Origin of the sequence: Streptomyces sp. NPDC087270, assembly GCF_044744625.1 — a bacterium.
GTDB lineage: Bacteria > Actinomycetota > Actinomycetes > Streptomycetales > Streptomycetaceae > Actinacidiphila.
On sequence record NZ_JBIUYR010000006.1, the window covers coordinates 194,889 to 209,035 of the forward strand.

Annotated in this window: 9 protein-coding genes and 1 tRNA gene; 2 read left to right on the forward strand and 8 right to left on the reverse strand. The window is 69.3% G+C overall.

Annotated features, from left to right (window positions below):
* The first annotated feature begins 514 nt into the window (after window positions 1-514).
* Window positions 515-1,435: an endonuclease/exonuclease/phosphatase family protein gene (locus ACIPAE_RS14375; RefSeq protein ID WP_402445493.1), complete on the forward strand. Its 921-nt coding sequence runs from the start codon at window positions 515-517 to the stop codon at window positions 1,433-1,435.
* A 103-nt stretch (window positions 1,436-1,538) separates the two neighbouring features.
* Here ACIPAE_RS14375 and ACIPAE_RS14380 read toward each other — a convergent pair whose 3' ends face one another.
* From ACIPAE_RS14380 to ACIPAE_RS14405, 6 genes are all read right to left on the reverse strand, one after another.
* On the reverse strand, window positions 1,539-3,293 hold the full coding sequence (locus ACIPAE_RS14380) for an NAD+ synthase (protein ID WP_402445255.1): 1,755 nt from the start codon (window positions 3,291-3,293) through the stop codon (window positions 1,539-1,541).
* A 428-nt stretch (window positions 3,294-3,721) separates the two neighbouring features.
* A complete protein-coding gene (locus ACIPAE_RS14385) occupies window positions 3,722-5,383 on the reverse strand; it encodes a glycoside hydrolase family 13 protein (RefSeq protein WP_329370143.1) in 1,662 nt (553 codons plus the stop codon).
* A 156-nt stretch (window positions 5,384-5,539) separates the two neighbouring features.
* Window positions 5,540-6,433 carry a carbohydrate ABC transporter permease gene (locus ACIPAE_RS14390; RefSeq protein WP_328463280.1) on the reverse strand — a complete coding sequence of 298 codons (894 nt, stop codon included), beginning with the start codon at window positions 6,431-6,433 and terminating at the stop codon, window positions 5,540-5,542.
* Between the two features lie 6 nt (window positions 6,434-6,439).
* Window positions 6,440-7,402 (reverse strand): sugar ABC transporter permease, encoded by a 963-nt coding sequence (locus ACIPAE_RS14395; protein ID WP_329370146.1) that lies wholly within the window; start codon window positions 7,400-7,402, stop codon window positions 6,440-6,442.
* A 90-nt stretch (window positions 7,403-7,492) separates the two neighbouring features.
* A complete protein-coding gene (locus ACIPAE_RS14400; protein ID WP_402445257.1) occupies window positions 7,493-8,893 on the reverse strand; it encodes an ABC transporter substrate-binding protein in 1,401 nt (466 codons plus the stop codon).
* Window positions 8,894-9,312: 419 nt separating this feature from the next.
* Window positions 9,313-10,338 carry a LacI family DNA-binding transcriptional regulator gene (locus tag ACIPAE_RS14405; RefSeq protein WP_329370150.1) on the reverse strand — a complete coding sequence of 342 codons (1,026 nt, stop codon included), beginning with the start codon at window positions 10,336-10,338 and terminating at the stop codon, window positions 9,313-9,315.
* A gap of 170 nt (window positions 10,339-10,508) precedes the next feature.
* Between ACIPAE_RS14405 and ACIPAE_RS14410 the strand changes: the two genes are divergently transcribed.
* Window positions 10,509-12,839: a discoidin domain-containing protein gene (locus tag ACIPAE_RS14410; protein WP_329370152.1), complete on the forward strand. Its 2,331-nt coding sequence runs from the start codon at window positions 10,509-10,511 to the stop codon at window positions 12,837-12,839.
* A gap of 80 nt (window positions 12,840-12,919) precedes the next feature.
* Here ACIPAE_RS14410 and ACIPAE_RS14415 read toward each other — a convergent pair whose 3' ends face one another.
* The gene (locus ACIPAE_RS14415; protein ID WP_402445260.1) at window positions 12,920-13,774 is read right to left on the reverse strand and encodes a helix-turn-helix transcriptional regulator; all 855 of its coding nucleotides are present in this window, start codon (window positions 13,772-13,774) and stop codon (window positions 12,920-12,922) included.
* A 79-nt stretch (window positions 13,775-13,853) separates the two neighbouring features.
* Window positions 13,854-13,955, reverse strand: a tRNA-Cys gene (locus ACIPAE_RS14420).
* Between the last annotated feature and the right edge of the window lie 192 nt (window positions 13,956-14,147).

A 14,147-nucleotide genomic window follows, 5' to 3' on the forward strand; every position in this document is an offset into this window, starting at 1 on the left:
CGTCGCCTGTCACCCGTCGCCCGTCACCCGTCACCGTCATTCCGTCCTCGTCAGCGGCCGGCGGCCCACCCGGAGAATCCGGTGGGCCGCCGGCCGCTGTGTGATGGTCTTGTCACAGTCCTCCCGGTAAGTGCCGTGCCGCGGAACCCGACACCCCCGTCAAGCCGTCGGTTCACATACGAATCCCGTAGTGTCGCCTCGGGTCGGTCGCACGGATCTCCGCGTGGGAACTCCGTGTCGGCACTCCGCGGTTGAAGGAGCGGTGTCCGGTGAGCCGGGGACCGACGACAACGCGGCAGACGCACCTGCCGGGCGGTGCGACGCCGCGGAGATCCGACGACAGGCCCTAGGGTTCTGAAGCACCCGCAAGCGGCAGGCAAGGACTTCTATGACGCAGGCGCAGAACAGCACGGACGCGAGCACGGACGGCGGCGACCCGGCAGGGTCGGGAGCCGCGTCCGGAGCCCGAGACCGGCTGCGCGCCCGCTTCCTGCGATGGTGGCGGCCGGACGGGATGTGGCGGCGCGGGATCGCGACGGCGGTGGTCGCCGTGGTGCTGACCGGCCTGCTGGTCTTCCACGCGCGGGTGCCGAACCGGGTCGGCAACCTCGGCAGCCTGCTGGAGACGTTCCTGCCCTGGCTCGGGCTGATCGTGCCGGTGCTGCTGGTGGTGGCGGTGCTGCGCCGCTCGGTCACCGCGCTGATCGCGGTGGTGCTGCCGGCCGTGGTGTGGTTCAACCTCTTCGGCGGGCTGATGACCGACAAGTCCGGGTCCGGCGGCGACCTGACCGTGCTCACGCACAACGTCAACGCCGAGAACCCCGACCCCGACGGCACCGCCAAGGACGTGATCGCCGCCCACGCCGACCTGGTCGCCCTGGAGGAGCTGGCCTCCGACGAGGTGTCCCGCTACAGCCGCGACCTCGCCGCCGCGTATCCGTACCACTCCGTGCAGGGCACCGTCGGGCTGTGGAGCAAGTACCCGCTCAGCTCGGTCCGCCCGGTCGACATACGGCTGGGCTGGACCCGGGCCATGCGCGCCACCGCCGACACCCCGCACGGGAAGGTCGCGGTGTACGTGGCGCACATGCCGTCGGTGCGGGTGAAGTTCGACGCGGGCTTCACCGCCGGGCAGCGCGACCGGGCCGCCGACGCGCTCGGCAAGGCGATCGCCGCGGAGCAACTGCCGCACGTGGTGCTCCTCGGCGATCTCAACGGCACGATGAACGACCGCGCGCTCGCCTCCGTCACCTCCCAGATGCGCTCCACCCAGGGCGCGGCCGGCAACGGCATGGGCTTCAGCTGGCCGGCGTCCTTCCCGATGGCGCGGATCGACCAGATCATGGTCAGGGGAATCGAGCCGGTGTCCTCTTGGACCCTCCCCAGAACCGGCAGCGACCACCTCCCGGTGGCAGCGAGGCTCGAACTGCCCTGACGGGCCCCTCCGGGGTGCCCCGGTCCGCCGGCTGCCCGACAAGCCGCCGCGGACCGCGAGGTCCCTCCCGTACGGCGGGGACGGGGCAGCCGGGCGGGTCCGCTCAACCCCCTTCGCGCCAGCGGTTGGTGATGGGCAGACGGCGGTCCTTGCCGAAACCCTTCGCCGAGATCTTGGTACCCGGCGGGTACTGCCGCCGCTTGTACTCCGCGGTGTCCGTGAGCTTGAGCACGCGCGTGACCAACTCCTCGTCGTACCCGGCCGCGACGATCTCGTCGCGGCCCTGGTCCCGGTCGACGTACAGCTCCAGCACGCGGTCCAGCACGTCGTAGTCCGGCAGGGAGTCCGTGTCGACCTGGCCGGGCCGCAGCTCCGCGCTCGGCGGCTTGACGATCGAGTTCTCCGGAATCGGCGGCGTCTCACCGCGCGCCTCCGCGTCCGCGTTGCGCCAGCGGGCCAGGCGGAAGACGGTGGTCTTGTAGACGTCCTTGATCGGGCCGTACGCCCCCACCGAGTCGCCGTAGAGCGTGGAGTAACCGACCGCCAGCTCGCTCTTGTTGCCCGGGGCGAGCACGATCTGGCCCTCCTGGTTGGAGATGGCCATCAGCGTCACCCCCCGCAGCCGCGACTGGAGGTTCTCCTCGGCGAGCCCGGTCAGCTTCAGGGACTCCATGTAGGCGTCGAACATCGGGGCGATCGACACCGTACGGAAGTTGAGCCCGGTGCGGCGGGCCAGCTCGGCCGCGTCGCCCTTGGAGTGGTCCGAGGAGTACGCCGACGGCATCGACACCCCGTACACGTTCTCCGCGCCGACCGCGTCGGACGCCAGGGCCGCGACCAGCGCGGAGTCGATACCGCCGGACAGCCCGATCAGCACCGAGCGGAAGCCGTTCTTCTCGGCGTACGCGCGCAGGCCGGTGACCAGCGCGCCGTAGATCTCCGCCTCGTCGCCCAGCCGCTCGGTCTCGACGCCGGTGAACTCCGGCCGGTACGCGGGGACCGGCTCGGCGGAGAGCGTCACGTGGCGCAGCTCCAGGCCGTCCGCGACCCGTCCCGCGGGCACCTCGGCGGCCGCCGCGGGCAGTTCCAGGTCGAGCAGCACGCACTCCTCGGCGAACTGCGGCGCCCGGGCGATCACCTCGCCGTCCGCCCCGACCACGATCGAGTCGCCGTCGAAGACCAGCTCGTCCTGCCCGCCGACCATCGCCAGGTAGGCCAGCGTGCAGCCGGCCTCCCGGGCGCGCTTGCGGACCAGGTCCAGCCGGGTGTCGTCCTTGTCGCGTTCGTACGGCGAGGCGTTGACCGACAGCAGCAGGCCCGCGCCGGCCTCCCGGGCGCCCGGTACCCGGCCGCCGTCCTGCCACAGGTCCTCGCAGATCGCCAGCGCCACATCGACGCCGCCGACCCGGATCACCGGCATCGTGTCGCCCGGCACGAAGTAGCGGAACTCGTCGAAGACCCCGTAGTTCGGCAGGTGGTGCTTGGCGAAGCGCAGCGCGACCTTGCCGCCGTGCAGCACCGCCGCGCAGTTCTGCGGCGCGCCGGCGGGCTGGCCGTACTTCGGCTGGGCGTTCTCGCTGCGGCCGAGGTAGCCGACCACCACCGGCAGCCCGCCCAGCCCCTCCGCGGCCAGGTCGCGCGCCAGGTCCTCCAGCGCGGCCCGGCTGGCCTCGACGAACGACGCGCGCAGGGCGAGGTCCTCGACGGGGTAGCCGGTCAGCATCATCTCGGGGAACGCGACCAGGTGGGCACCCTGCTCGGCCGCGTAGCGGGTACGGCGCAGCACCTCCGCGCGGTTCCCGGCGATGTCGCCGACGCGGGAGTCGATCTGATTCAGTGCGAGGCGTAGTTGAGGCACGCCTCCCAGTCTAATCGTCACCCCGACGCGATGTCGCTGTCGCCCTTCCCACACCGAACCCGGAAAACGCGGCGCCCGAGCGGCCGGGCGGGGGAGGATGCTTCGACGACCCCGAGCGCCCCCGCAACCCGCCCGGCACCCAGGAGCGCCAGGCCGGCCGGCTGCGACGGCTGCTCGGCTGAGCCGGGGCCCGGGCGTACGTGCCGACCCGGTCGTGTAGACCCGGGTCCGGGCATACGTATGGGGCCGGCCCTGACAAGGTGAGCCGGCCCCACACGTGCTGTCGCGCGCTCCCGCGGACGACGGGCCCAAGCCTGCCGCCGGCGACCGCGCACAGGAACACCGTAACCGTTTCCGGTCAACGGGGGAACGGGTTCCGGGTGGCAGGGGCGCCCTGGCGTGGCGCCCCCGCCCCGGAGGTGGTCCGGTCAGACGCGCAGCCACACCGCCGTGTCCTGCGGCACCCGGCCACTCTCCGTCAGCGGCCCCGACGTGAGCAACAGCTCCTCGTGCGCGGGCAGTTCCACCGCGGCCTCGCCGAGGTTCACCATGCAGACGAACCGGTCCGAGCGGCGGAAGGCGAGCACCTCGACATCGCTGTCGAGCCACTCGAACGGGCCGTCGCCGCCCAGCTCGGGCTCGTCCTTCCGCAGCCGTATCGCGGCGCGGTAGAGCGAGAGCATGGACGCCGGGTCGGCGGACTGGATCTCGGCGGTGCGCGCGGCCCACTCCGCCGGCTGCGGCAGCCACGACTCGGCCGAGCCGGCCGGGCTGAAGCCGAACGGCGGGACGTCACCGGACCACGGCAGCGGCACACGGCAGCCGTCGCGGCCCGGGTTGGTGCCCTCGGAGCGCAGGTACATCGGGTCCTGCAACTTGCCGGTCGGGATGTCCTCGACCTCCGGCAGCCCCAGCTCCTCGCCCTGGTAGAGGTAGACCGAGCCGGGCAGCGCCAGCGTCAGCAGCGCCGCCGCCCGGGCCCGGCGGGTGCCCAGCTCCAGGTCGGTCGGCACCCCGAACGCCTTGGTGGCGAAGTCGAACCCGGTGTCCTGCCGGCCGTAGCGGGTCACCGTGCGGGTCACGTCGTGGTTGCACAGCACCCAGGTGGCGGGCGCGCTCACCGGCGCGTGCGCGGCCAGCGTGGTCTCGATCGAGGTGCGCAGCCGGGCCGGCTCCCACGGGCAGGCCAGGAAGTCGAAGTTGAACGCGGTGTGCATCTCGTCCGGCCGCAGGTAGCGGGCGAACCGCTCGGCGTCCGGCAGCCACACCTCGCCGACCAGGATGCGGGTGCCGGGGTAGGAGTCGGCGATCCGCCGCCAGTCGCGGTAGATGTCGTGCAGGTCGTCGCGGTCGACGTACGGGTGCGCGGGCAGCACCGCGTCGGCGCCGGCGGACGGGTCCGGCAGGTCGGGCAGGTCCGGGTCCTTGGAGACCATGGCCGCGGAGTCGATGCGGACGCCGCCGGCGCCACGGTCGAACCAGAACCGCAGGATGTCCTCGTGCTCGGCCAGGACCTCCGGGTGGTTCCAGTTCAGGTCCGGCTGCTCGGAGTCGAAGAGGTTCAGGAACCAGTCGCCGGGCGTGCCGTCGGGGTTGGTGGTGCGGGTCCAGGCCGGGCCGCCGAACTGCGACGGCCAGTTGTTCGGCGGCAGTTCGCCGTGCTCGCCGCGGCCGGGCCGGAACCAGAACCGCTCGCGCGCGGGCGAGCCCGGGCCGGCCGCCAGGGCCTCCTTGAACCAGGGGTGCACCGCGGAGATGTGGTTCGGCACGATGTCGATGATGGTCCTGATGCCCAGCGCGACGGCTTCGGAGATCAGCTTCTCGGCCTCGGCGAGCGAGCCGAAGACCGGCTCGACGTCCCGGTAGTCGGCGACGTCGTAGCCGCCGTCGGCCATCGGCGACGGATACCACGGGCTGAACCACAAGGCGTTGACGCCCAGCTCGGCCAGGTACGGCAGCCGGGAGCGCACGCCGGCGAGATCACCGGTCCCGTCTCCGTTGCTGTCAGCGAAGCTTCGCGGGTAGACCTGGTAGATGACCGCGCCGCGCCACCAGTTCTCGTCGGCCTCGGGCTGAGGGGTGTCTGCCACGTCAACGTCCTTTCGGGCAGGTGGGACCCCGCCGCCGGCCCCTGATGGCGGGGATGCTGGCATGAGGACCGGCGGCGGAGTGCTGCTGGGTGGTGCGGATGGGGCTTGCGGGTGCGTGGGTTGTGCGGTCGCAAGGCCGGAGGAGCGGTCGGGGCGTCAGCCCTTGAGGCTGCCCGCGGTCAGACCGGACATGATGTTGCGCTGGAAGAGCAGGAAGATCAGCAGGGTCGGCACCGCGGAGATGGCCAGCGCGGCGATGATGACGTTCTCCGGGACGCCCTGCGAGAGCGAGTTGATACCGAGGTTGATCGGCTGCTTGTTCGGGTCGGGCTCCACCAGCATCGGCCAGAGGAAGTCCTTCCAGACGTTGACCACCGCGAAGATCGACACCACGCCGAGGATCGGTCGGGACATCGGCAGGATGATCGACCACAGCGTGCGCAGCGGGCCGGCGCCGTCGATCGAGGCGGCGTGCATCAGGTCGTTCGGGATCGAGTCGAAGAAACGCTTCAGCAGGAAGATGTTGAAGCCGTTGGCCACCGTCGGCAGCCAGATCGCCCACGGGGTGCCGATCAGGTTGAAGTGCAGCAGCGGCAGGTCGAGCACCGTGACGTACTGCGGGACGATCAGCACCGCGGACGGGATCATCAGCGTGGCCAGCATGCCGGCCAGGATGATGTTGCCGAACACCGGCCGCAGCTTGGAGACCGCGTACGCGGCGGCGACGTCGAAGACCAGTTGGAAGAGGAGCGCGCCGAACGCGTAGTACAGCGTGTTGAAGAGCAGCTTGGCGAGCTTCAGCTGGGTCCACGCGGTGTGGTAGGTGCCGGGCTTGGGGTGCTTGGGGAAGTACGTCGGCGGGTTCGCGACGACCTCACTGGCGGACTTGAAGCCGCCGGTGACCATCCAGTACAGCGGGCCGAGGAAGACCAGGGTGAAGACGATCAGCACCACGGTCAGCACGATCCGGTAGGTGATCCTGCCCTTGCGGCGGCTGAGCGCGGCCGACGAGATCAGGGTGCGGTTCGCTTGCGAGGAGATGGCTGCCATGGTCCGTTATCCGTCCTGCTCGCTGGTCCGGCTCAGCCGCGTGTAGACGCCCGAGAAGACGATCAGCACCAGCAGCAGGAAGAGGCCCAGCGCCGCGGCGCTTCCGAGGTTGTTGTAGCGGAATCCGTACTGGTAGATCATGTAGACGACCGTCATGGTCGAGTTCTCCGGGCCGTTGCCGCCCGCCAGCACGAAGACGTTGGTGAACTCCTGCATGGTCGCCACGATCTGCAACAGCAGCATCAGCGACAGCACCATGCGGGTCTGCGGGATCGTGACGTGCCAGATCTTGCTCCACAGCCCGGCGCCGTCCAGGTCGGCGGCCTCGTAGAGCTCGCCGGGTATGTTCTGCAGCGCGGCCAGGTAGATCAGGGTGGCGCTGCCCATGCTCATCCAGGTGGCCGCGATCACCACCGAGATCATCGCGGTATGGGACGAGTCGAGCCATTGCGACGTCGGTAGGTGGAGCGTCTTGAGGATGTGGTCGAAGAGACCGTAGTCCGGGTCGTAGAAGTACTTGAAGAGCAGGCCGCCGGCCACCGGCGGGAGCATCACCGGCAGGTAGACGAGGATGCGCAGGTACGCCTGCGCGTGCCGCAGCTCGTTGAGGATGATCGCCACGAAGAAGGGCAGCGCGAACCCGATGACCAGCGCGTAGCCGGTGTACTCGGCGGTGTTCTTCCACGCGGTCCAGAAGAACGGGTCGTGGTAGACGCGGTCGAGGTTCTTCATCCCGACCCAGGACGTCACGCCCCGCTTCTTGTCCTGGAAGCTCATGATGAACTCGCGGACCATCGGGTACCACGAGAAGGCCAGGAAGCAGATGACCGCGCCGACGAGGAAGCCGTAGGCCTGGAGGTTCTCCGCCACCTTGCGGCGCAGCCCGCTTCTCTCGGCACGTCGGCCTGGGCCGGCCGGGCGCCCGGCGTGGCGCTTGGTCGTTTTCTCGGGGACGGTCGTCGCCGCCATGAGGGCTCCTCGGCTGAAAGTGGTGCGGTGATGTCAGGTGCCCGCGAAGCGGGGACCGGTCGCCGGACCGGCCCCCGCGGGGCTGTGCGGTCAGCTACTGGCGGCCAGGAGCTGGTTCACCTGGTCGGTCGCGGTGTTCAGCAGCTTGTCGATGTTCGCGTTCTTGTTGGTCAGCACGCCGGACATCACGGTGTCGAGGACGGTGTAGACCTTCTGCGCGTTCGGCGGCTCGGCGAGCACCGGGGTGTCCACGCCGGTGTAGGTCTTGAAGTTGTCCACCGGGATGGTCGCGCTGGCGGCCTTGAGCTGGTTGTCCTGGTCCTTCGCCGAACCGGTGAAGAAGAAGGGCTCGGGCAGGCCGACCGGCAGGCCGTCCGCCTTGGTGCGCACGTAGTTGAACTGGCCCTTGCCGAGGGTCAGGTACTTGTAGTTGATCCAGGCGATGCCGGCCTTGATCTGGTCCGGGCTGTCCGACTTCTTGAACATGTAGTCGTTGCCGCCCATGAGCGCGATCTTGCCGCCGGGGATCGGGGCCATGCCCAGGTCCTTGTAGTCGGCGTGGTACTGCTGCACCTCAAGGGTGACGTCGTCGGGCGCGCCGACGTACATGCCGATCTTGCCGGTGCCCATCGCCTTCTGGACGTCACCCCAGACCAGGCCGGGGGTGGCGGGCATGGACTTGTCGGTCCAGCGCATGTCGTGCAGGGTCTGCAGGACCTGCTTGGTGCCGGCCTCGTTGAAGGTGGCCTTGCTGCCGTCCTCGCTGACCGCGCGGACGCCCATGCCGTTCATCTCGGAGACCAGGTGCCAGCCGCCCTGGTTGCCCGCCGAGTTGTCCATGTAGCCGGTGATGCCCTTGCTGCCCAGCTTGTCGCTGATCACCTTGGCGTCCTGCCGGACCTGGTCCCAGGTGGTCGGCGGGTTGTTCGGGTCGAGCCCGGCCTCCTGGAAGATCTTCCGGTTGTAGATCAGGCCCATCTTGTAGTTCGAGGTGGGCAGACCGTAGAGCTTGCCGCCGTCCTTGAGGACGTTGAGCACGCTCGGGTCGATGCCCGCCAGGTTCGGGATCGTCTTGGCGTTGACGTAGTCCGAGATGTCGGCGGCCTGGCCGGCGTCCAGCACCTGCTCAAGGTCGGTGTAGTACGAGTAGAACGTGTCCGTCTGGCTGCCGGCCTGCAGTTGCGCGGTGAACTTGGCCGGGTCCTCGCACGGGAACGCGTCTTTGCTCTTGACCGTGACGTTCGGGTAGATCTTGTTGAACGCGGCGACGTCCTCGATCCACTCCTTGCGCTCGGCCTTCTTCGTGGTCGGCGGCTCGCAGTCGACGCTGATGGTCACCTTGGTCTTCTTGTCCAAGGGGGTTCCGGCGCTGGCGCTGCTGGGCTTGCTCCCGGAGTCGTCCTTCTTGCTGCTGGAACACGCGGCACCGGTCAACCCGATCCCCGCGACCAGCGCGACTGCCACCAGTCTGCGGTAGCCGATTCTGCTCATTTTCTACCCTTCCCCTGAACCACTGCGCGTCGTTGGACTGCGATCTGGGACCCCCGTGGCACGTGAGGCACATGCTGTCCGGCGCGAGAGTGCGCCGCCGTCCCGGGTTGGCTCAACGTACTTAACCCGATAGATGTCCGCAAGATGTCGCGTGAATTTCGCAAAGACACGACTTGGTTACGACGGGAAGGTGTGCGGTGTCGTCGGGGGTCGGCGGCCCATGACCGCTGGTCAGGGGCGCTTGACGGGTGCCGGTCACGAATGAGGGGCGCGGGGCACCGCGCGACCAGCCCGTCGCCGTGGCACGCCGGGTCCGCAGGCCCAGCCGCAACGGTGAGTTTCCGGACCACCGGCCGGCGGCCGGTTCCTCGCGCAGTTCCTCGCGCCCCCTGGGGTCACCCGGGCGTGCCGGGCGCCGTTCACGCGTTGGCGCGAGCCTCCGGGTGGGGGATGCGGGCCGCGTCACGGACCGGTCCGGTGGACCCGCGGACCACCAACTCCGGCTCGAAGAACAGCTCGTCGTGGTCGACCGAGGCCCCGCTGATCTCGCCTGCGAGCAGGTCCACCGCGGCCCGCCCCATCGCCTCGATCGGCTGCCGGACCGTGGTCAGCGGCGGCTCGGTGCAGTTCATCAGCGAGGAGTCGTCGTAGCCGATCACCGAGATGTCCTCGGGCACCGACAGCCGGCGCCGGCGGGCGGCCCTGATCGTGCCGAGCGCCAGCAGGTCGGAGGCGCAGATGAACGCCGTGATGCCGCGGGCCAGCAGCCGGCTCGACGCGGCCTGCCCGCCCTCCAGCGTGAACAGCGCGTGCTCGACGGTGACCGAGGGGTCGACCCGGCGGGCGGCGGCCAGTTTGCGGCGCGAGGGCACGTGGTCCGGCGGGCCGAGCACCAGCGCGATCCGTTGGTGGCCAAGGGAGATGAGGTGGTTCATCGCCTGCTCGACCGCCACCGCGTCGTCGCACGAGACCCGGGGGAAGTCGAGATGGTCGATGGCCGCGTTCATCAGCACCGTGGGCAGGTTGCGCTCGGCCAGGCGGGCATAGTGGTCGTGCGGTGACTCGGCCTGGGCGTAGAGCCCGCCGAAGAAGACCACACCGGAGACGTGCTGCTGGAGCAGCAACTCCACGTAGTCGGCTTCCGATACGCCGCCGGCGGTCTGCGTGCACAGCACGGGAGTGAACCCCTGTTGGGCCAGCGCACCGCCGACGACCTCCGCGAAAGCGGGGAAGATGGGGTTCTGCAGCTCGGGCATGACCATGCCGACCAGCCGAGCGCGTTCCCCGCGCAGCTGGGTGGGCCGTTCGTATCCGAGCACGTCAAGGGCGGTGAGGACCGCAGCCCGGGTCGCATCGGAGACGCCCGGCTTTCCGTTCAGCACGCGGCTGACGGTGGCCTCACTCACCCCGACCTTCTTTGCCACCTCGGCAAGTCGTCGTGTCATGGCGTCGATTCTAGTACAGGTACCGCAAGATTCTTGCGGCCTATTTGCGAGATCTCTGCAAGCCATCCAATTTTTGCGAAATCCGATCGACATCTTGCTGTGTCGTGTTCGTCATCCCTAGGGTGTGCGTCACATCAGCGACTCCCGTCAGAAGGGAACCCCCCCACCCCATGGACACCAGACGTCGCTCCTCGCTTGTGCTGGCCTCGGCCACCGCGGCGGCAGTGGCCGCGGGCGGCCTGATCGCCCTGACCCTCACCGCCCCGGCCGCCAGCGCGGCCAACTCCGCCAAGGCGTCGGCGGTCTCGCCGTTCGACGTCAGCGGCGGCGCGTCGGTGCCGTTCACGGAGTACGAGGCCGAAGCGGCAAACACCAACGGGAAGGTGATCGGGCCCGACTACACCCAGGGCACCGTCGCCTCCGAGGCGTCCGGCCGCCAGGCGGTCACCATCAACCAGGGCCAGTACGTCGAGTTCACCCTCACCAAGGCGGCGAACGCCGTCGACGTCGCCTACAACCTGCCGCAGGGCGCCTCCGGCACGCTGTCGGTCTACGTCAACGGCACCAAGCTCAGCCAGAAACTCGCCGTCACCTCGCAGTACAGCTACGTGGACACCGGCAACATCGCCGGCTCGAAGACCCACCACTTCTTCGACGACTCCCGTATACAACTGGGCCAGAACCTCGGTTCCGGCGACAAGGTCAAGCTCCAGCTCGACTCGGGCGACACCGGCACCGCCACCATCGACGTGGCCGACTTCGAGCAGGTCGCGGCGGCCGCCGCGCAGCCCGCGAACTCGGTCTCGGTGGTCGACGACGGCGCCGACCCCAGCGGCAGCGGCGACTCGACCCAGGCGTTCCGCCAGGCGATCACCGACGCCAAGGCCGCGGGCAAGGAGGTGTGGATACCGTCCGGCGTCTACACGATCACCTCGCAGCTCCCGATCGACGACGTCACCGTGCGCGGGGCGGGCAACTGGTACTCGGTGGTGCACAGTTCGCACTTCATCGACCAGACCAGCGCGACCGGCAACACCAAGCTCTACGACTTCGCGGTCATCGGCGCGGTCAGCACCCGCAACGACAGCTCGCCCGACAGTTTCGTCACCGGCAGCCTCGGCCCGAACTCCGTGGTCTCCGGGATGTGGATTCAGCGCGAGAAGTGCGGCCTGTGGCTGACGGGCAACAACGACAACCTCACCGTCGAGAACAACCGGATCATCGGCACCACCGCCGACGGCCTCAACCTCGACGGCAGCGCGCAGGGCGTCACCGTCAAGAACAACTTCCTGCGCAACCAGGGTGACGACTCGCTCGCCATGTGGTCGCTGGGCTCGCCGGACACCGGCAACACCTTCACCGGCAACACCATCGTGCAGCCGAACCTGGCCAACGGCATCGCGATCTACGGCGGTTCGAACAACACCGCGTCGAACAACGTGATCGCCGACACCAACGCGCTCGGCAGCGGCATGGCCATCTCCAACCAGGCGTTCCTGCAGCCGTTCAACCCGCTCTCGGGCAAGGTCACGGTCTCCGGGAACACCCTCATCCGCACCGGCGCGATGAACCCCAACTGGAGCCACCCGATGGGGGCGTTGCGGGTCGACTCGTACGACTCGGCGATCACCACGGTGGACGTCCAGATCAGTGACACCACCTTCATCGACAGCCCCTACAGCGACTTCGAGTTCGTCTCGGGCGGCGGCCACGGCTACGACGTCAGCGGGGTGACGGTCAGCGGCGCGACCGCGACCAACACCGGCACCGTGGTGGTGCAGGCCGAGACGCCCGGCTCCGCGACGTTCAGCAACGTCACGGCCACCGGCACCGGCGCCACCGGCGTCTACAACTGCTCCTACCCGGTGGGCCTCGCGCCCTTCACCATCAACCAGGGCACGGGCAACAGCGGGTGGACCGGCACGTGGGGCGACTGCTCGACCTGGCCGCAGCCGGGTGCCGGTGACAGCAGCGGCGGCACGTCGTCGGGTACGTCCTCGGGTACCTCTTCGGGTACGTCCTCCGGCACGACTTCCGGTTCGACCGACGGTGGGACCACCGGCGGCACGACGCCCCCGCCCAACGGCAACCTGGCGCAGGGCCGCCCGGTCACCGACACCGGCCACGACGACGTCTACGTCGCGTCCAACGCGGTCGACGGCGACGCCAACTCCTACTGGGAGAGCACGGACAACGCCTTCCCGCAGTCCCTCACCGTCGACCTCGGCTCCACCCAGACCGTCGGCCGCCTCGTCCTGAAGCTGCCGCCGGCCACCGCGTGGGCCACCCGGACCGAGACCCTCTCCGTCCTCGGCTCCACCGACGGCTCCACCTTCACCTCGCTCAAGTCCTCGGCCGGCTACACCTTCGACCCGTCCTCCGGCAACACCGCGACGGTCTCCCTCGGTTCGGCCTCCACCCGCTACCTGAAGCTCACCTTCACGGCCAACACGGGCTGGCCCGCCGCCCAGCTCTCCGAACTGGAGGCCTACGCCTCGTAGTTCGCCCTACGGCCCTACGGCACGTGCGCGACCCAGGGTGCCCCTGTTCCCGGAACTCCAGCCGGGGACGGGGGCACCCTTCACCTGTGCGGTGCGTGCTCGGCCAGCACGGTGCGGAGGAAGGTCAGCGAGTCCGCCGGCGTGAGGGCGCTGTCCCGCAGCAGGTCGTAGGCGAGGCGCAACGGTTCGACGTCTTCGGGTTCCTCGACGAGGTGGCCGCTCCAACTGCTTTGGGTGTAGGCGACGGTGTGGCCGTCCTGGAAGAAGATGAGTTCCAGGCAGCTGCGGATGTGGTGTGGGCCGGTGCCGAACGGGACGACGTGCAGGGAGACATCGGGCTGCTGGGCGGTCTCGATGAGGTGTTCCAACTGGCCGGTCCACGTCTGCGGGTCACGCGCTTTGCGGCGTAGTACGGCTTCGTCGATCAGCGCGCGGTAGTGGACGGGGTTGGGTCCGGTGAGTCGGTCCTGGCGTTTCAGTCGCGCGGCGACCTGGGCGCTCAACTGCTTGATGCTGCGTGGGCGGGCGGTGCGGAGCTGTTCTTCGGCGTAGGCGCGGGTCTGGAGGAGGTACGGCACGGCGCTGACGGCGTATTCCTGGACGCTCACGGCGTCCGCCTCCAAGGGTGCGAGTCCGAGGAACGGCTTGTCCTTCGCTTCGCGTTTGGCCAGGTGCCACAGCTTCACCAGGAGGTCGCCCGTGCCGTACACCTTGTCCAGTGCCGTGGCCGCTTCCAGGGTGCCGAGGCGCTGTCCTCGCTCCAGCCGGTGGAGATAGGACTGTTCGTACATGCACTTTGCCGCGAGTTCCATGAGCGTCAGCCCCGCCTGCTGCCGCCGGTAGGCCAGTTCGCTGGCGTACAACTCCCTTGCGGATAACCACTCCCAGTCGATGAGCATCTTCGTCTTGCCGTCCCCGCCGCTCGCGCCGGCCATACGGCTCTCCTTTCCACGGTGTCGGTCGTGGTGGTATTCGGCCTGGGCGCGCGGGAATTCCGCGTGCCGGGCCGCCACGTCCCCTTGTCCGGACTCGAACCGGAGTCATCGGGCCTGCCCGCACGAATGAACGGAGAGCGTGCGGTGCTGCCCGGGCTCTTCCTGACTGAGCTACAAGGGGGAGTTCACGCGTCAAAGGCGTGACGGATCACCGTGCTCCCTTGTCCGCCGGTGTCCCCTGGTCCCCGTTCGCGGGCAAGCCCAGCAACGCCCCCCGGCTGTCGGCAACCCGCAACGCGTCCGACAAAGCCCTGCACAACTGCGCTACCACGCCCCGTAGTTCGCCATCCGACGGTGCCGTCTCCGTCAGCGT